Genomic DNA, 17,744 nt, shown 5'->3' with positions numbered 1-17,744 from the left:
CGAAGCCGGGCCCTGCTTCAATGCAGAAATGGGGAAAGACCTTGCCTTCAATAGCGAGGGGTCATCTGTCCGGCGTCGGGGTCAGGTCCTCGAACGCCAACCCGAACCGCAGGAGATATTTGCGCAGGCGGTCGGCATCGTTGCCGCTTGTCTTCTGGAGACGGGAGGCGGCAAAGAGCTTGCGGCCGGCAGCGCTGATCGAGGCGCTTTGGCGGCACACATCGATCACCGCCGCCAGTTGCGCGCGATCGAACAGGTCAATCGCCTCGACGCTGTCCGCCCCAAGGATCGCCTGCAAACCCCTGTCTGGTGATGCCTCAACCTCGCCCGTCGACCATAGTTGCCTGAGACGGCCGATCTCGTCGCGAACGGTTTGCTCGTTGATGCGCCCCTCCGGCGCCAGCGTCGCCATGCGCGTCACCGATGCCGAGAGATCGCGAAAGTTCGCGCGCCAGGCGGCGTCCGGCATCATAGCGAAGGCGAGATAGAGGTCACGAGCCTCCCTGTTGAAGGTCACGTTCTGCCCTTCGCGTTCGGAGAACCGCCTGAGCTCGAAGTCGAGATTCGGCTCGATGTCTTCGCGACGATCCCTCAGCGCCGGAAGCCTGAACGTCCACAGGTTGAGCCGCGCGAACAGATCCTCCCTGAAGCGCCCTTCCCTGACCGCAACGGAGAGATCCCTGTTGGTACCGGCCAGCAGCTGGAAGTCCGAAGCGACATCCTGGTCGGCTCCGACCGGAAGGAAACGCTTCTCCTCGATCGCCCGCAGGCACATCGCCTGTTCGTCGGGACCGAGCTCGCCGATCTCGTCGAGAAACAGCACGCCCCTGTCCGCCGCCTTCATCAATCCGGCGCGGGCGGCCTGCGCACCGGTGAAGGCGCCCTTCACGTGACCGAACAGGGTGGACATTGCCTGGTCACCGCGCAGCGTCGCGCAATTGACCTCGACAAAAGCGCCGCTGACCTGGTGCTGGGCTTTCTTCAGCTCGTAGATCCGCCTCGCAAGCTGCGACTTTCCGGCTCCGGTCGGGCCCGTCAGAAGCACCGGCGCACGCGAGCGGATCGCAACCTTCTCGATCTGGTCGATCATGGAGTTGAAGGAGGGATTGCGGGTGGCGATGCCTGACTTGAGAAAGGACGCGGCATCCTCGCGCTCGGCGGCGAAGCGCGTCGCGATCGCATCGTAGCGCGAGAGATCAAGATCGATGATCGAATGACTGCCGGCGACGCTGCCGCCTTCGCCGCGATCCTTCGGCGGCGAAAGCTGCAGCAGCCGCGCCGGAATGAAATGCGCCTCGGTGAGCAAGAACCAGCAGATCTGCGCGACATGCGTGCCGGTGGTGATGTTGACGAGATAGTCCTCGCGGTCCGGATCGAACGGATAACCGCGGGCAAATGCGTGCAGGCTGGTGTAGACCTCGCTGAAATCCCACGGATCCCTGAAGTCGATCACATGCGACCGCACCTCGGTCGCAGGGGAGACGTCGCCGATGTCGGCCGTCACCTGCGCTGCCAGCCCGGCGGCCGATCCTGTGCCATGGATCAGTTCGAGCCGGTCGATGAAGAGGTCGGGCTGCTGGCATAGTGCGACGGTCGGGCGCCAGCGCTGCCAGCGCCCGCCTCGCCCCATATCCAGCGTGGTCCCAAGAAAACCGATAGCGACCCGACGGCGCATTTCTTATCCAAAAATCTAATCTCTTATCTCTCAATATCACGAACCAGGAACCAACTCAATCGCGCCGCTTTGAACAGCGAACCGGCATGATTTTTTTATGGTAGCAGAATCATACTATTACGAAGAATTCGAGCCTTCGTCCGGTGCTTGGCATGCAAGTTGGCACGCAACTTGGAATGTAGATGGCGTGAACAGAAGGAACGAGAACAATGGCAAACAAATCCGTGTTTGCGACGATCAAGGGAAAGCTGCTCCCGCGCGCTGACGCCATGAACCATGCGGGTGCCCAGGCCTATGCCCTGACACCGCACCAGGCCCTGGCGCAGCTGGCATCGACGGGAACGATGAACGCGACCTTCTATGCCGAGCCGCGGGAGCAGCTGGACGAGGTTCTGAAGCTGGCCTGGCAGGTCGAGCCGGAATTCCTGGCGAAGACCGCCGTGCATGCCTACGAGACCGGATACATGAAGGACATGCCGGCGTTGCTGCTGGCTGTGCTGTCGATGATGCAGGGCGACGCCTTCGAACGCGCCTTCACGCGAGTGGTGAAGAACGGGCGCATGCTGCGCAACTTCGTGCAGGTCATGCGCTCGGGAGCGGTCGGACGCAAGTCGCTTGGAACGCGCCCGAAGCGCCTCGTGCTCAACTGGCTCGAGCGCGCCTCGGACCTCGAGATCATGCGGGCTGCCGTCGGCAACGACCCTTCGCTAGCCGATGTCGTGAAGATGATGCACCCGAAGCCGGCTTCGGCCTCACGTGCAGCGCTTTACGGCTACCTGATCGGCAAGCCGCATGACGTGCTGGCGCTGCCGGATCTGGTGAAGGCCTTCGAGGCCTTCAAGCGCGATCCGTCGCTGCCGGCGCCTGAAGTGCCGTTCCAGATGCTGACCTCGATGCCGCTGACGAAGGCGCATTGGGTGCAGATCGCGGAGACGGCCGGATGGCAGATGCTGCGGCAGAACCTCAACACCTTTGCACGCAATGGCGTGTTCGAGGTGGAGGGTTTCGCCGAGAAGCTGGCGGCTCGGCTGCGTGATCCGATGGAGGTGAAGCGCGCGCGCGTCTTTCCCTACCAGCTGATGGTTGCATTCAGCACCATCGGCACCGGTGTGCCGGATGTCGTGCGGGATGCGTTGCAGTACGCGATGGAAGTCGCGCTCGGCAACGTACCCGAGGTGAACGGCCATGTCGTGGTGGCGCCCGACGTGTCGGGCTCGATGGGTTCGCCCGTGACCGGCCACCGCAAGGGGTCGACCTCGGTCGTGCGCTGCATCGACGTGGCGGCCCTGGTGGCGGCGGCGCTGCTGCGGCGCAACCCGACGGCGAAGGTGCTGCCGTTCGAGAACGATGTGGTGGATGTCCGCCTCAACGCTCGCGACTCGGTGATGACCAACGCACAGAAGCTTGCAGCGGTCGGTGGAGGCGGAACCAACTGCTCGGCTCCGCTCGCCCGCCTGGTCAAGGAGCGTGCCAAGGTCGACCTCGTGGTGTTCGTTTCGGACAACCAGTCCTGGGTTGATGGGACCTCCCATCCGCACCAGGGAACGGCGACGATACAGGAATGGCGCAAGCTCAAGGCGCTGAATCCTGGGGCGAAGCTGGTCTGCATCGACATCCAGCCCTACACCACGGTGCAGGCCAAGCCGGAAGCCGACATCCTGAATGTCGGCGGTTTCTCCGACAGGGTCTTCGACGTGGTCGGGACAATGCTCTCCTCGAAGGGCGACCCGGACCATTGGGTCCGCACCATCGAGGCGACCGAACTTTAGAGCAAGACAAAGAGTTACAGCGTTTCAGCGTTTCCATGAAAAATGGAAACGCCCCAGCGACGATCCCGGCGGATGATCCGCCGGGATCGATAAACGGAGATATCGAACAAGGCATGACGAATGCCGATGGAACTACAGGCTGTTACCCTCCAGGTCGCGGGTTCGAATCCCGCCGGATCCACCAGATACGGGTCCGTAGCTCAGCGGTTAGAGCAGGTGCCGATCCGAACGGACCGGCGACGTTTCATCATTCTTGTCGTCATGACCTCGGATCATTGGAAGCTACAGAAAGACAGACGCGGCGAATGCCGGACGGAACTACAGCACTCATCGGAAAATCCGCGAGGTTCGACTCCTCGCCTTGCAGGCGCTCTCTGGCACGAGCGGGATCCCGGAGTTTCGTCCATCCTTGTCGCCGCGGCTACGAATAACCGGCGAATGCTGGCAGGACTACAGGTAGCGCGCCCGTCGCAAGACGGGAGGTCGGATGTTCAAATCATCCCTTCGCCGTCGGGCGAAGTGGCGCAGCAGAAACGGTCTTGCCGATCTCGTCGCCGGTGCGGCGAATGCCTGCGGGACTACAGGGATAGAGCGCCTGCCTTGAGAGAGGCAGGAGGTCGGGTGTTCAATCCACCCCTTTCCGGATTTTCCGGAAAAGTAGCTCAGTACTGTCTCGCAAATCTTGTCGCCGTGTTCGCGGGGAAGACGAATGAACGCAGGACTACATTGGGATTGGCGGTTCGAATCCGCCAGGCGGCTTCCGCCGAATTGTCCTGCAGGGACTTGTCGTCTTCCTGGCCGAATGGCGGATGCAGGCCAGACTACAGGTAGACGCGACCTGCGCAGGCAGGTGTCGAAAGACGTGAAGGTTCGTGTCCTTCCTTCGCAGCGGTTGCGAAGTGGCGGAACAAGTCTTGCCGATCCTGGCCGCTATTCGGCCATCACGATCGATTGAAGGGAATGAGGTTATGGTTGACGTATTGAGTGGACAGGATCTGATCGACGCCGGACTGGCGCAGGGCAAGTGGTTCGGCAAGGCGCTGGCCGCGGCCAATGCCGTGCTCGAACGCGGCGGCTCGATGGATGAAGCGATGCAGGTGGCGCAGGGCTTCGCGCCGCCGCCGGTGATTGCCCTGCATCCTGCCGGGTCGGTGCCTTTCCACGTGAACATCGAAGCGGAAACGCCCGAGGAAGCCGCCAATGTCGAGGCGGTGAGCCGGAGCATGACGGAGCTGATGCGCACGCCGGTCATCAAGGCCGGCGCGATCATGCCCGATGCGTGCCCTGCCGGTCCATCCGGCACGATCCCGGTCGGTGGCGTGGCGATCTCCGAGGCCATCCACCCCGGCATGCATTCGGCCGACATCTGCTGCTCGATGGCGATCTCGACCTTTCCGGGCGTGGCGCCAGCTGCACTGCTCGATGCCGTTCACGCCGTGACGCATTTTGGTCCGGGCGGCCGGCCGCGTGGCCAGCAGGTGCGGCCGCCGAAGGATGTTGCCGAGCGCATCGACGCCAACCCGTTGCTGCGCGACGTCATGAGCGCCGCGATCGAGCATTTCGGCACGCAGGGAGACGGCAACCATTTCGCCTTCGTCGGCACGATCAAGTCGACGGGAGAAACGGCACTGGTGACCCATCATGGCTCGCGAGCCCCGGGCGCCAGGCTCTACAGCAAGGGCATGAAGATCGCCGAGAGCTACCGCAAGCAGCTCTCGCCTGAGACGCTGCCCCAGAATGCCTGGATCCCGGCCGACACAAGCGAGGGCGAGGACTACTGGGAAGCCCTGCAGACGATCCGCGCCTGGACGAAGGCGAACCACGAGTTGATCCATGACATGGCCGCCGAACGCCTGTCGGCCAAGGTCGCGGACCGGTTCTGGAACGAGCACAACTTCGTCTTCAGGCGTTCCGACGGGCTGTTCTACCACGGCAAGGGTGCGACGCCGGCCTTCGACAACTGGGCCGATGACGCGACGGAGCTGACGCTGATCCCGCTCAACATGGCGGAGCCGGTGCTGATCGCCCGCGGGAAGAACGCCCCGAACGGACTGGGCTTCTCGCCGCACGGTGCCGGGCGCAATTTCTCGCGCACCCAGCACCGCAGGCAGAAGGCGGGACGGACGAACGAGGAGATCTTCGCCGAAGAGACCAGGGGCATCGACGCCCGCTTCTTCTGCGGCGTGACCGACATCTCCGAACTGCCCAGTGCCTACAAGAACGCCGCGGCAGTCCGCCGGCAGATCGAACATTACGATCTCGCCGAGATCGTCGACGAGGTGCTGCCCTATGGCTGCATCATGGCCGGAGACTGGGAAGTCAACGCGCCCTGGCGCAAGAAGAAGCAGCGTTCCTAAGGCGCTCACCGGTTGCCGGGATGCATAGTCCCGGCAACCGCGACACCCGACCCGCCTACGCGACAGCAGCAGCGCGCGTGGGACGCGCCGGCTTTCGCTCGTCAACTCCCTTTTGTCCCAGATGCATATCGTGGATGTCGGCGACCAGCGAACGGATCGATTGCTGCATGGTGGACGGCAACGCCGAGAACTCCTGCCACATCTTCCAGTCCGACGGGTCGAGCCCGGCAATGCCATCTCTTGCGGCGCTGCCGCCTCTGCGCACGCGGGTGGCGAGATTGGACAACCTCGCATGCTCGGAGAAGAAATAGTCGATCGGCACGCCGAGATAGGCGGCGCAGCGCTGCAGCATTGCCGGCGAGATGCGGTTGCGGCCGCGTTCGTATTTCTGCAGCTGCTGGTAGGAAACGCCGATATGGGTGGCCAGCTCCATCTGGGTGACGTTGCGGAGCTGGCGCAGGCCCAGCAGTCGCGCCGCGATGTCGGCGGTTTCCGTATGGTGCATCTGCTTCCCCTTCACTGGTTTCCCGGCGCTCCCGCGATGCGTGTCATCGGCTCAGCGTCAGATAGAGTTTCGGCAAAAGATCGGTCAGCCGCTCGACCGCTGCGATGGTGATGGCGTTGCGTTGGCCGAAGATGCGGCCGAGATAGGAGTCCGCATTCGAATCCAGTCCGACACAGAACGTATCGATGCCGAAACGATTCAGGTGATGCACCGCCTTGCGCGCATCCTCGACCAGATACTGGCGGTCCTCGACATCGATATCGGACGGCTCGCCGTCGGTGACGACGAGCAGCAGGCGCCGGTAGCTGCGCTCGCGGGCAAGATCGGAGCCGGCATGGCGCATGGCGGCGCCGATGCGGGTGGAGAGCCCGCTTTCCAGGCCATCGAGCCGCGCATCGACAAGATCGTCATAGGTCTGGCTGAAATCCTTGATGCGGAGATAGCGTACATCATCGCGCTTGTCGGAACAGAAGGCTGCGATGGCGAAGGGATCGCCCAGTCCGGCCATCGCCCTGGCCAGCAGGGCCGCCGACTGGCGCTCGACATCCAGCACCGTGCGCATCGAGCCGCGCACCTTCTCGGCAGTCGACTGCGAGATGTCGAGCAGCAGCAGCACAGACAGGTCGCGGCTGCGCCGCTCATAGCGGCCATGGATGCGATGGTCGGCTGCCTCGCCGATGCGACGGGCGACCGTCGCCTCGATGCAGGCGTCCATGTCGAGGAACTCGCCTTCCGGCTGGCGGCGCAGGCGTTCGGCGCGACTGACACGGGCGGAGCGGATCAGCGCCTTCACCCGAGCGACGAGATCGGCATGCTCCTCGGCAAGCCGCGCGACCGCACCGTTGGCGGCGACTTTCGGGGCGTATTCCTTGACCGATGTCCATTCGGGCTGATCGCGCGCGGCGACATAGTCATATTCGGGATAACGGGCGACGAGCACGCCGTCCTGCGCCTGCTCGATCACCTCGACGCGTCCACCGGTGTCGCCCATTTCGGTTTCGGTGCGATCGGGCGGACGGCTGTCGTCCAGCTCCTGACGGATGCGTGCCGAAGACAGCACCTGCTCGGCTTCCGACGATTGCTGCTGGTCGTCGTCGCCGAAATCCCACAGGCCGAGATTATCGTCGCGATAAGGCGGCTGCACGACATAGTTCTTCGGATCGAACTGCACGCGCATCTGGCCGAGATCGTTGCCGAGCAGGTCGCCGATGCGGCGGCTGAGCTGCTGGTTGCCCCACTCGGCCTCTGCCTCGAAGAAGGCGCGTCGGCCCTTCTGCACCCAGGGATCGGGATCGTCATAAGCCGGATCGGCGAGTGCCCGCGCCAGCCGCGCGAACAGGCCGGGCGCGGTGGCGGTGCCGGATGCTTCCGCCACATGGAAGGGTGTGAACAGGCGGCTGAGCCCCGGCAGCTCGCGCATCGCCAGCCGCTCGACCCTGGCATCCTCGATCAGCGACACCAGCGCTATCTGCGCCGGCTTCAGGGCGCCGACCGGAAAGCGTTCGTGCGAGAGTTTGAGGTGGGCGCCGATATGGGCGACGGCGGCGCGGTAGAGTTTTTCGCTGTCGCTGCCGGAGAAGCCCGGATAGGCGGCAGGCAGCCTGACGACGCTGCCGTCGAAACCTGGCCTGCGCCTCGCCTGTTCGGGCGCATTGGCCGGTGTCTCGCGCATCGGCGGCGTCTCGCCCCACAGGGCGGCCAGATAGGGCTTGAGCCTCGCCTCGAGGTCGAGAAAGCCGACCTCGCCGCTTTCGCGTAGCAGCCAGCGCCGCGCATTGGGATCTTCCAGCGTAAAGAAGCGCAGGCGCCGCTCCGGCTCGCCATGGTTCGAACGCAGGCCGATCCGCATCCAGGACGCCAGCGCCCGCACGTCGAGGCGCGCGGTCAGGCTGGCGGTCTGGTCGAGCAGCGCTCCCGCCGATTCCGGTGCCTGCTCGCCGACCTGCTCGATGAGCCGCAGCCATTCCTGCAGCGATGCGGCATCGGTATAGCGTCTTGCCGCGACGATCGCCGCGACAGGCGCCAGAGACGCCGCGCGGCGGCCGGCGCGGATCGCCAGGCCCGACACGATCGCGGCCAAGGCGATCGCCGCCTGCGGCGAGGCCAGGCGTGCGAGTTCGGGCGAATGCCTCAGATAGCTGTCGGTGACGACATCGCCGTAACCGGCGCCGGCAAGGCGGCGGCAGACCTCGCCCCAGGATTCGTAGAGATCGCCGGGAAAGGCGGAACGCAAAGCGGCGTCCGGCTGCATGGTCGTCTTCTGCCCAGCGATCATCGCCGTCAGAGACAGGCCGCGATCGCGGCGCTGAGCGCGTCGCGCATGTCGGCATCGTCGGTGATCGGCAGCACCAGCGCCACCTCGCAGGCCTGATCGAGCGCGATGCCGCCGGCGACGAGCTGGCCGGCATTGATCAGCATGCGCGTCGAGGCGCCCTCTTCCAGCCCGTGTCCTTTCAGATTGCGCGAGCGCTGGGCAATGCGCACCAGCGTTTCGGCGACCGGCCGTTTGACGCCGGCTTCCGAGGCCACGATCTCCGCCTCGATCGCGGCGTTGGGATAGGTGAAGGCGATCGCCGCGAAACGCTGCTTGGTCGATTCCTTCAGGTCCTTCAGCACGCTCTGGTAGCCGGGGTTGTAGGAGATGACGAGCTGGAAATCGGGATGCGCCCTCAAGACCTCGTTCTTCTTTTCGAGCGGCAGGATGCGGCGGTCGTCGGTCAGCGAATGGATGACGACGGTGGTGTCCTGCCGCGCCTCGACGATCTCGTCGAGATAGCAGATGGCACCGGAACGCACGGCAAGCGTCAGCGGCCCGTCATGCCAGACCGTGCCGTCGGCATCGAGCAGATAGCGCCCGACGAGATCCGAAGCGGTCATGTCCTCATGGCAGGAAACGGTGACCAAAGGCCGCTGGAGCCGCCAGGCCATGTGTTCGACGAAGCGGGTCTTGCCGCAGCCGGTCGGCCCCTTGAGCATGACCGGCATGCGCGCGCCATAGGCCGCCTCGAACAGCGCGACCTCGTGCCCGACAGAGCGGTAATAGGGTTCCCGGTCGATCCTGAAATCGTCGAGCGCGGGATCGTGAGCGGATTTGGCGCCGCCGGTGCTGTGCATTTCCAACCTCGATGCGAATACTGGTCAAATTTCTCACCCACGTTCCTCCCTCGAGGAGACGCCGGATGAGCCGCCATGGAGAGTGCCTATGAGAAAATTCGACGCCAAAGCGTGCCGCGACCCCTCGCCTGCCGCGACACGCCAGTGGCCGCGCCGTTCAGCGGTGCGCCGCCACCTTGTTCGGAATGCCTTCGATCGGGCTTTCCGGCGTGCCGACCGTCTGGCGGGTCATTGCCTCGACCTTTTCGCGCGTGCCTTCCGGATCGGTGATCCACTGGTGGTAGAAGTTGTACGGGCACACGGCATGGCCGCGGGTGTCGTCACCGGAATTGATCAGGCCGGTGTAACCGCGATGCAGCAGCTTGAAGAGATGGTTCTGTGACTGCATGTTGCGGCGCGCGTCGCGCAGCAGCGAGGTCGACAGCTGGGCATACTGGATGCCGTTCTCCTCGGTGCCGCATTCGCCGAGCGTGCGGCCGTCGAAGCCGATGATCGCCGAATGGCCGAAATAGGAATAGACGCCGTCGAAGCCGGCGGCATTGGCGACCGCGACATAGACGTTGTTGGCCCAGGCCATCGATTTCGAGATCAGGATCTGCTGTTCCTTAGCCGGATACATATAACCCTGGCAGCGTATGATCAGCTCTGCCCCGCGCATGGCGCAATCGCGCCAGATCTCGGGATAGTTGCCGTCGTCGCAGATGATGAGCGAGATCTTCAACCCCTTCGGGCCATCGGAGACATAGGTGCAGTCGCCGGGATACCAGCCCTCGATCGGTACCCAGGGCATGATCTTGCGATATTTCTGCACGATCTCGCCCTTGTCGTTCATCAGGATCAACGTGTTGTAGGGCGCCTTGTTGGGGTGCTCCTCATGGCGCTCGCCGGTCAGCGAGAACACGCCCCAGACACGCGCCTTCCTGCACGCCTCGGCGAAGATCCTGGTTTCCTCGCCTGGAACGGCCGAGGCGGTCTCGTACATCTCCTTCTGGTCGTACATGATGCCGTGCGTGGAATATTCCGGGAAGATCACCAGATCCATGCCGGGCAGACCGCGCTTCATGCCTTCCACCATGTCGGCGATCTTGCGGGCATTGGCGAGCACTTCTTCGCGCGTATGCAGCCGCGGCATCTTGTAGTTGACGACGGCAACACCGACGGTGTCGTTGCTGCTCGAAATATCGCCATGGTACATTTTTCAGTCTCCTCCTGTGGTTGCTGAACGTTTTGTTGGGACATGATCCCTGGGGGTCGTGCTCCGGTGCCTAGACGACGAGATGTTTGTGGATGAGGTCGTCGCTTAGTTCGTGAATGGCGCCGCCGACGGCGACGCTGCCGCGATTGAGGATCGCGAAATGCTTCGAGGCGCGGCGGGCAAAGGCGATGTTCTGCTCGACCAGCACGACGGTCAGCCCCTGCTTGCGGTTGAGGTCGATCAGCACCTCCTCGATCTGCTCGACGATGTTGGGCTGGATGCCTTCGGTCGGCTCGTCGAGCAGCATCACCTTGGGTTCCGACAGCAGCGCCCGGGCGATCGCCAGTTGCTGCTGCTGGCCGCCGGACAGGTTGCCGCCGCGGCGGTTGAGGAATTCCTTGAGGATCGGGAACAGGTCGAGCACCCATTCGGCGATACGGCCACCACCACCCTTGGCGGCGAACGTGCCGACCATCAGGTTCTCGCGCACGGTGAAGCCCGGCAGGATGCCGCGCCCCTGCGGCACGTAGCCAAGGCCGGCCAGCGCGCGCTCATGGGTTGGCTTTGCCACCAGTTCCTCGCCGTCGAGGCGGATCGAACCGGAGGTGCGGCTCATCAGGCCGAGCATGGTGCGCAGCAGCGTGGTCTTGCCGACGCCGTTGCGGCCGAGCACGGAGAAGAAGTCGCCTTGTTCGACCGTCATGGACACCGACTGCAGGGCGCGGCTGCGGCCATAGAAGCCATCGACATTGGCTAACTCAAGCATGGCCGATCCCTCCGGAACCGAGATAGGCGTCGCGCACCGCCTGGTTGCTTTCGATGTCGGCGATGCTGCCTTCAGCCAGCAGCTTGCCCTGATGCATCACCGAGATGGTCTGGGCGATGTCGCGCACGAAGCCCATGTCGTGCTCGACGACGATCAGCGTGTGGCGGCCACCGAGCCGGTTGAAGAGCTGCGCCGTCTTCCTGGTTTCCTGCGCCGTCATGCCGGCGGTCGGTTCGTCCATCAGGATCAGCGACGGGTCCTGCGCCAGGATCAGCGCGATCTCCAGCCACTGGGTCTGCCCATGCGAAAGATGCGCGGCCGGCGTGTCGAGCTCGTCCTCCAGGCCGACCAGTTCGGCGAGCCGCTCTGTGTCGTCGGTGTCGCCGCCCTGGCCGAAGATCGCCAGATTGGCGAGCACGCCGGGCTTTCTCGAATGGCCGATATGCAGATTGTCGCGCACGCTGAGCGCCCGGAACACGCTGGGCACCTGGAACTTGCGGCCGATGCCGGCACGCGCGATGGCGTGTTCGCTGAGCCGGTGAATGGGCTTGCCCTTGAACATGATTTCGCCGCCCGACAGCCTTGTCTTGCCGCAGATCAGATCGAGCGCGGTGGTCTTGCCGGCGCCGTTGGGGCCGATCAGGCAGCGCAGCTCGCCGGCACGGACCTTGAGGCAGAGGTCCGACACGGCGCGGAAGCCGCTGAAGGACACGCTGGCGTTTTCGACGATCAACTGATTTTCACTGGTCATCGCGTGCCCTCGATCTCACGGCCGTTTGGCATCGGTTCTGTGTGCTGCACCGGCTTTGGGACCGCCGTCGGGCGGTGCCGCTCGAAGCGTTTGGCGAGGCTGGCGAAGGCGCCGGCAATGCCTTGCGGCAGGAACAGCACGACCAGCACGAACAGCAGGCCCATGATCAGCGTCCAGGTGTCGAGGAAGGTTTCCGATTCCGACAGCGCGCCCTGGACGCCGGTGACGATGAGGGCACCGAGCATGGCGCCGAGCAGGCTCTGGCGGCCACCGACCGCGACCCAGATCACGACCGAGAGCGACAGCGGCACGCCGAGGAAGGTCGGCGAGGCGAACTCCATGACGATGGTGTAGAGCATGCCGGCAAGGCCGGCGATCGCCGCCGAAACGGAGAAGATGAAGATCTTGTAGAGCGCAACGTCGTAGCCGAAGAAACGGACGCGATCCTCCTCGTCGCGGATCGCCTGAATGATCAGCCCGGTCTTGCTTTTGGCGATGGCCAGCGCCACGAACAGCGTGACCGCCAGGCAGATCGCGACGAGATAATAGCTCGACGAGCCATAGGCATCGAAGGTGATGCCGGCGATGTCGAACTGGCCGAGATCGGTGATGCCGTTGAAGCCACCGGTGAAGGCCTGCTGGTCGATGATGACGAGCTGCACCACCACCATGGCGGCAAGCGTGATGATGGCCGCGTAGACGCCGGTCACCCGGCCCTTGAACACGAACCAGCCGAGCAGGGCCGCGACGCCGGCAGGCAAAAGGATGCCCGCCAGCACGCCGAACAACGGCGAATGGAAGGGCGTCCAGAACCAGGGCAGTTCGGTGACGTTGTTCCAGACCATGAAGTCGGGCAAGCCATCGGCGCCGGTGTGCACCGGAATGGTCTTCAGCTTCAGCATCATCGCCATGCAGTAGGAGCCGATGCCGAAGGTCATGGCCTGGCCGAGGTTCAGGATGCCGGCATAACCCCAGGACAGGCTGAGCGAGACGGCCAGCATGCCGAAGACGAGGTAGCGGGCGTATTTGTTGAGCAGGAAGGCATCCTGCAGGAACACCGGCACCAGCAGGATGGCCAAGCACACCGCCGCGTAGAGCGCGATTTCGGTCTTCGTTCTGGCTAGAGCGTTTCCGTTTTTCACGGAAACGCGGAAACGCTCCAGTTCTTTGTTTTCACGCAATTCCGGACGGAAAACCGCTACGCCCTTTTCCTGGATTTGCTCTGGCACTCTGTTGTTTCCTTGATTGGACATCGTCGCCTCAGGCACGCACACGGGCGGTGAACAGGCCCTGCGGCCGGAAGCGGATGAGGACGACGATGGCGAGCAGCACCAGCGCCTTGGCGATCGTGTCGTTGGAGTAGAAGGCGAGGTAACCCGACAGCTCGCCGAGGATGCCGGAGCTGGCCAGCGTGCCCATCAGGCTCTGCGTGCCGCCGAGCACCACCACCATGAAGGCGTCGACGACATAGGTGGTGCCCATCTCCGGCGACACGCTCTTCAGCGGCGACACCAGCGCGCCGGCAAGGCCGGCCATGCCCGCCCCATAAGCAAAGGTCGAGCGATAGATGCGGCCGGCATTGATGCCGAAGGACGAGGCGACCGCGCGGTTCTGGGTGATGGCACGCAGCTTCAGGCCGAAACTGGTGTAGCGGTAGATGCCCCATGTCAGCGCGAACAGGCCGAGCGACAGGAACAGGATGAACAGGCGGTAGGCGGAATCCGTCGCGCCAAGGATGTTGACGCTCTGCGACAGCGATTCCGGCATCTGCACATAGCGCAGCTCACCGCCGGCGGTCAGGCGTATCGCCTGCTGCGCCATGACGCCGATGCCCCAGGTGGCCAGGATGGTGTCGAGCGGCCGGTCATAAAGATGGCGGATCACCAGCGCCTCGATGAGCCAGCCGAACAAGGCGAGAAGCAGGAAAATCGGCACCAGGCTCGCCAGCAGGCCGAGCCCGAACTGCGTCTGCAGGAACCAGGCCGCGTAAGCGCCGAGCATGACGAACTCGCCATGGGCAAGGTTGATGACGCCGGTGACGCCGTAGATGATGGCGAGGCCGAGCGCGACCAACAGCAGGATGGAGCCGATGCTCAGGCCCGTCATGATCTGGGAGACGAAGATTTCCATGGCGCCGCTTCTTCCCGAATGGAGAGGCGGTGGCGGTGCGAAACCCGCCACCGGGTATCGCATTGTCAGCTCTGCTTCAGGCCTTCGGCCGTGCAATGCTGGTTGGGATAGGCCTTATAGGGCGAAGGCTCGAGCCAGTTGGCCGACTGCTTCAGGATCTTGAACTGGCCGTCGGCCTGGCACTGGCCGATCTTCGGCCACAGCCAGCTGTGCAGGTTCTCCGGCTCGATGCGCACCTTGCCCTGCGGGGCGACAAGTTCCTGGCCCTTGACCGCTTCACGGATGGCGGTAGGCGAGATGTCGGAGCCGGCCAGTTTCTCGACCGCCTGCTTGAACAGATAGATCTGGAAATAGGACGGCTCGGACACGAAGTGGGTGACCTTGTCGCCGCCCCAGCGCTTCTTGTAGGCGTCGACGAATTTGTGGTTCTCGGGCGAATCCCACACCATGAAGTAAGGCGCCGAGGTGAAGTGGCCCGCGGCCGCCTCGCCGCCCATCGCAGCCACCTCGTTTTCGGAAGTGGTGAGGCTGGCCATCGGCATCTTCTCGGGATCGAGGCCGGCGGCATGGTACTGGCGGTGCAGCGCCACGACGGAATCGCCGACAACCGTGGAGAAGATGACGTTCGGCTTCTCGGCCTTCAGCTTGTTGATGACGGACGAGAATTCGGAATGGCCGAGCGGCACATATTCCTCGGCCACCACCTCGGCGCCGAGCTCGGCCAGCAGCTTCTTGCAGTAGTTGTTCTCTTCCTTCGGATAGATGTAGTTCGAGCCGATCAGATACCAGCGCTTGCCGAACTTCTCGACCAGCCATGGCACGAAATCATCCTGCTGCTGGTTCGGCACGGCGCCGGTGTAGATGACGTTCTTCGAGCATTCACGACCCTCATAGAGGGTCGGGTACCAGTAGAGGTTGTTCTGCTTCTCGAACACCGGCAGCACCGCCTTGCGGCTGGCCGAAGTGTAGGAGCCGAAAACCGAGACGCATTTGTCGGACAGCACCAGCTTGCGCGCCTTTTCGGCGAAGGTCGCCGGATCGGAAGCCGGATCCTCGACCACCGGCACGATCTTCCTGCCGTTGATGCCGCCGGCTGCATTGATCTCCTCGATGGCCATGATCGTCGCCTTGTTGAGCGACTCCTCGATGATGGCGGTGGTACCTGTGAGCGAAAACAGCACGCCCACCTTGATCTCGCCGTCGGCGGCATAGGCCAGCGACGAATTCTTGCTCCAGATATGCGGGAAACCGACGAGGGACACGGTGCCGAAAGCGGCAGTGGCCTTCAGAAAACTGCGACGATTGCTTTTCACCTTCTTCTCCCCTGAAAACAAAAAAGGCCCCGAAGCGAGCTGCCGAAGCAGACCGTCTCGAGGCCGTATTGCCCTGTTGTTTTTTCGCGGCAGCAACGCCGCTGCGACCCATGAAGGTTCGCTAGAGTAAGGTCGTACGCAACAAAAAACCCCACGTCCCGCTTCCGCGAAAGTCGTGAGGTTCCGTTACCTTTATTTCGCCGGCAGCGTCGTTGCTGCCGATACCCGAACGCTAGCCAAGAAGTTCGTAGGAGTCAATGATGGCGCTGGCCACCGCGCCGATCGTCACGCGCCGCTCCATCGCCTGGCGCCTGAGATAGTTGTAGGCCTCTTCCTCGCTGACATTCTTTAGCCGCATAAGCAATGACTTCGCCCTTTCGACGCTGCGCATGGTGCGCAGGCTCTCGTCCAGCTTCTCGATGCGCCCACGCAACCGGCGCTCGTAGAGGAAATGCCCGCGCGCCAGCGCCAGGGTCGACTGCACCGAGCGCGGCGTCACCGGGTAGTGCAGCACGCCATGGGCCGCGCAATTGTGCAGCAGGTTGAGGTCGAGCATGCCGGCGCCCGGATCGATGACCACCAGGGCCGAGGCCGGCTCGCCCGGGATCCAGGGCAGGCGCTGCGGCAGGTCTGGCGAAAGCACGCAGAAGACGACGTCATACTGCGCCGGTATCTGCGAGGGCATCGGCCATTCGTGATGCACGTCGCAGCGCAGACGCTGCAATTCGCGGATCAGCCGTTCGCCGTCGTCGTTGCGGTCGACGATGACCGCAACCTTGAGGTTCCAGAACGAACGCGATGATGACGGGCCGGAAGGCGCGTCACGGCCGCCCGCGTCCTTCCTGGTGCCTGCGCCCTGCCGTTCGCGGGCAAATCTTGCGATGTCGATGGTTTCCTGCATTCTCTCCTCCCCGCCGCGCTATGCGAGCTCGAGATTTTTCTGGCCAAGGCTGCGCCCGTAACCCAGCAGATAGGGGTCCGAGAGGACGCAGGATGGCGATTCATAGACGAGGTCGAACTGGCCTTGCCGGTTGGCGCGACCGATGCGCGTCCACAGGTCGGCATGCCCCCAGATCGGGTTGATCGCGACATCGCCCTGCGGCGCTTCGAACTCCGATCCCATCACCGACGCGCGCAGGATCTCGGTGTCCATCGAGTTGGTCTGCTCCAGCGTCTTGGCGAAGGCGTTGACCTGGAAATAGGAAGCTTCCAGGCACATGTTGGTCGGCTCGTCATCGCCGTAGCGTTTCTTGTAGTCACGCACGAAGGATGAATTGCGTTCATTGCCGACGCCCTGGAAATAGGGTGCCGCGGTGATGTGACCCTCGCCGACGTCGAAGCCCATGGCGCGGATCTCGGCCTCCGTCGTGGTCAGCGACGCGATCGGCATGACCTTCGGGTCGAGCCCGAGATCGGCATAGGCCTGGTAGAGATAGACGGTGCCGTCGCCGACGACGGTGGAGAAGATGACATCTGGCTGCGCGCGCTTGACGTCGCGCATCACCGGCAGGAACTCCTCCCGCGAAGCGCCCATGCGCACATAGGATTCGCCGACGACCGTGCCGCCGCTGTTGCGGATCAATTCACGCATGATGCGATTGGATTCGCGCGGATAGATGTAGTCGGCGCCGATGAAATAGAAGCGGGTTCCGTAGCGCTCCATCAGGATGCGGCACAGCTCGACGCTGTTCTGGTTCGGCGTCGCCCCGGTGTAGATGACGTTGGGCGAGAACTCGAAACCCTCATAGAGCGTCGGATACCACAGCAGCCCGTTCAGCCTTTCGACCACCGGCAGCACAGCCTTCCGGCTGGACGAGGTGTAGCAGCCGAAGATGGTCGAGACGCCATCCTCGACCATCAGCTTCTTGGCATAGCGGCCGAAGGCGCTCGCCTCTGAGCCGGGATCGTAAACCACCGGCTCGAGCGGCCGGCCGTTGATACCGCCCGCAGCGTTGATTTCTTCGATCGCCGTCAGCGTGCCGCGCAGCTGCGTCTCCTCGATCACGGCCATGAAGCCGGTACGCGAGAAGAGGACGCCGACGCGCCACGGTTCGGAGGTATTGCTTGATCTCGCCAATATACGCTCCCACGATTCCCCAGTGCCGCTTGGTTCTTGTTTTTGATGCATGCCGCGGCCGGCCGCGCAGCTTGGGGCCGGCCGCCCTACGG

14 protein-coding genes are annotated in these 17,744 nt (G+C 63.7%); 2 read left to right on the top strand and 12 right to left on the bottom strand.

Annotated elements, in window-relative coordinates:
* Positions 1-61 precede the first annotated feature (61 nt).
* Positions 62-1,675 (bottom strand): RNA repair transcriptional activator RtcR, encoded by a 1,614-nt coding sequence (gene rtcR, locus ACFWYE_RS14415; RefSeq protein ID WP_379112193.1) that lies wholly within the window; start codon positions 1,673-1,675, stop codon positions 62-64.
* Between the two features lie 209 nt (positions 1,676-1,884).
* On the opposite strand from rtcR, the gene ACFWYE_RS14410 reads away from it, so the two are divergent.
* Together ACFWYE_RS14410 and ACFWYE_RS14405 are read left to right on the top strand one after the other, a co-directional pair.
* Positions 1,885-3,444: an RNA-binding protein gene (locus tag ACFWYE_RS14410; RefSeq protein ID WP_379112192.1), complete on the top strand. Its 1,560-nt coding sequence runs from the start codon at positions 1,885-1,887 to the stop codon at positions 3,442-3,444.
* A gap of 968 nt (positions 3,445-4,412) precedes the next feature.
* Entirely contained in the window at positions 4,413-5,801 is a 1,389-nt protein-coding gene (locus ACFWYE_RS14405; RefSeq protein ID WP_379064323.1) for an RtcB family protein, read from the top strand.
* Between the two features lie 55 nt (positions 5,802-5,856).
* Here the strand turns inward: ACFWYE_RS14405 and ACFWYE_RS14400 are convergent, their stop codons facing one another.
* From ACFWYE_RS14400 to ACFWYE_RS14350, 11 genes are all read right to left on the bottom strand, one after another.
* A complete protein-coding gene (locus tag ACFWYE_RS14400) occupies positions 5,857-6,306 on the bottom strand; it encodes a helix-turn-helix domain-containing protein (protein WP_379112191.1) in 450 nt (149 codons plus the stop codon).
* 43 nt (positions 6,307-6,349) lie between these two features.
* Positions 6,350-8,557, bottom strand: coding sequence for a nitric oxide reductase activation protein NorD (locus ACFWYE_RS14395; protein WP_379112190.1), 2,208 nt, complete (start codon positions 8,555-8,557; stop codon positions 6,350-6,352).
* Positions 8,558-8,586: 29 nt separating this feature from the next.
* Positions 8,587-9,420: a CbbQ/NirQ/NorQ/GpvN family protein gene (locus ACFWYE_RS14390; protein ID WP_379112188.1), complete on the bottom strand. Its 834-nt coding sequence runs from the start codon at positions 9,418-9,420 to the stop codon at positions 8,587-8,589.
* Positions 9,421-9,577: 157 nt separating this feature from the next.
* On the bottom strand, positions 9,578-10,615 hold the full coding sequence (locus ACFWYE_RS14385) for an aliphatic amidase (RefSeq protein WP_379064328.1): 1,038 nt from the start codon (positions 10,613-10,615) through the stop codon (positions 9,578-9,580).
* Positions 10,616-10,685: 70 nt separating this feature from the next.
* Positions 10,686-11,381 carry an urea ABC transporter ATP-binding subunit UrtE gene (gene urtE, locus ACFWYE_RS14380; RefSeq protein WP_379112186.1) on the bottom strand — a complete coding sequence of 232 codons (696 nt, stop codon included), beginning with the start codon at positions 11,379-11,381 and terminating at the stop codon, positions 10,686-10,688.
* The gene (gene urtD / locus ACFWYE_RS14375) at positions 11,374-12,132 is read right to left on the bottom strand and encodes an urea ABC transporter ATP-binding protein UrtD (protein WP_379112184.1); all 759 of its coding nucleotides are present in this window, start codon (positions 12,130-12,132) and stop codon (positions 11,374-11,376) included. The genes urtE and urtD overlap by 8 nt, the downstream gene beginning before the upstream one ends.
* Positions 12,129-13,361 carry an urea ABC transporter permease subunit UrtC gene (gene urtC, locus ACFWYE_RS14370; RefSeq protein WP_379112182.1) on the bottom strand — a complete coding sequence of 411 codons (1,233 nt, stop codon included), beginning with the start codon at positions 13,359-13,361 and terminating at the stop codon, positions 12,129-12,131. Before urtC ends, urtD begins: the two co-directional genes overlap by 4 nt.
* 31 nt (positions 13,362-13,392) lie before the next feature.
* The gene (gene urtB, locus ACFWYE_RS14365; RefSeq protein ID WP_144377591.1) at positions 13,393-14,262 is read right to left on the bottom strand and encodes an urea ABC transporter permease subunit UrtB; all 870 of its coding nucleotides are present in this window, start codon (positions 14,260-14,262) and stop codon (positions 13,393-13,395) included.
* 65 nt (positions 14,263-14,327) lie between these two features.
* A complete protein-coding gene (locus ACFWYE_RS14360; RefSeq protein ID WP_379112180.1) occupies positions 14,328-15,575 on the bottom strand; it encodes a transporter substrate-binding domain-containing protein in 1,248 nt (415 codons plus the stop codon).
* A gap of 232 nt (positions 15,576-15,807) precedes the next feature.
* The gene (locus tag ACFWYE_RS14355; RefSeq protein WP_379112178.1) at positions 15,808-16,476 is read right to left on the bottom strand and encodes an ANTAR domain-containing response regulator; all 669 of its coding nucleotides are present in this window, start codon (positions 16,474-16,476) and stop codon (positions 15,808-15,810) included.
* Positions 16,477-16,494: 18 nt separating this feature from the next.
* On the bottom strand, positions 16,495-17,703 hold the full coding sequence (locus ACFWYE_RS14350) for a transporter substrate-binding domain-containing protein (RefSeq protein WP_379064337.1): 1,209 nt from the start codon (positions 17,701-17,703) through the stop codon (positions 16,495-16,497).
* Between the last annotated feature and the right edge of the window lie 41 nt (positions 17,704-17,744).

Origin of the sequence: Mesorhizobium sp. NPDC059025, assembly GCF_042739655.1 — a bacterium.
GTDB lineage: Bacteria > Pseudomonadota > Alphaproteobacteria > Rhizobiales > Rhizobiaceae > Mesorhizobium.
The sequence above is the reverse complement of the archived record's forward strand: the minus strand, read 5'-3'. Positions and strand labels throughout refer to the sequence as shown.

What these genes read in the sequence shown, in the direction of transcription:
- urtD (WP_379112184.1), bottom strand. Translation starts at nt 12,132, where the DNA reads ATGACCAGTGAAAATCAGTTGATCGTCGAAAACGCCAGCGTGTCCTTC.
- urtE (WP_379112186.1), bottom strand. Translation starts at nt 11,381, where the DNA reads ATGCTTGAGTTAGCCAATGTCGATGGCTTCTATGGCCGCAGCCGCGCC.
- ACFWYE_RS14410 (WP_379112192.1), top strand. Translation starts at nt 1,885, where the DNA reads ATGGCAAACAAATCCGTGTTTGCGACGATCAAGGGAAAGCTGCTCCCG.
- urtB (WP_144377591.1), bottom strand. Translation starts at nt 14,262, where the DNA reads ATGGAAATCTTCGTCTCCCAGATCATGACGGGCCTGAGCATCGGCTCC.
- ACFWYE_RS14405 (WP_379064323.1), top strand. Translation starts at nt 4,413, where the DNA reads ATGGTTGACGTATTGAGTGGACAGGATCTGATCGACGCCGGACTGGCG.
- ACFWYE_RS14390 (WP_379112188.1), bottom strand. Translation starts at nt 9,420, where the DNA reads ATGCACAGCACCGGCGGCGCCAAATCCGCTCACGATCCCGCGCTCGAC.
- ACFWYE_RS14355 (WP_379112178.1), bottom strand. Translation starts at nt 16,476, where the DNA reads ATGCAGGAAACCATCGACATCGCAAGATTTGCCCGCGAACGGCAGGGC.
- ACFWYE_RS14350 (WP_379064337.1), bottom strand. Translation starts at nt 17,703, where the DNA reads ATGCATCAAAAACAAGAACCAAGCGGCACTGGGGAATCGTGGGAGCGT.
- rtcR (WP_379112193.1), bottom strand. Translation starts at nt 1,675, where the DNA reads ATGCGCCGTCGGGTCGCTATCGGTTTTCTTGGGACCACGCTGGATATG.
- ACFWYE_RS14400 (WP_379112191.1), bottom strand. Translation starts at nt 6,306, where the DNA reads ATGCACCATACGGAAACCGCCGACATCGCGGCGCGACTGCTGGGCCTG.
- ACFWYE_RS14385 (WP_379064328.1), bottom strand. Translation starts at nt 10,615, where the DNA reads ATGTACCATGGCGATATTTCGAGCAGCAACGACACCGTCGGTGTTGCC.
- ACFWYE_RS14395 (WP_379112190.1), bottom strand. Translation starts at nt 8,557, where the DNA reads ATGCAGCCGGACGCCGCTTTGCGTTCCGCCTTTCCCGGCGATCTCTAC.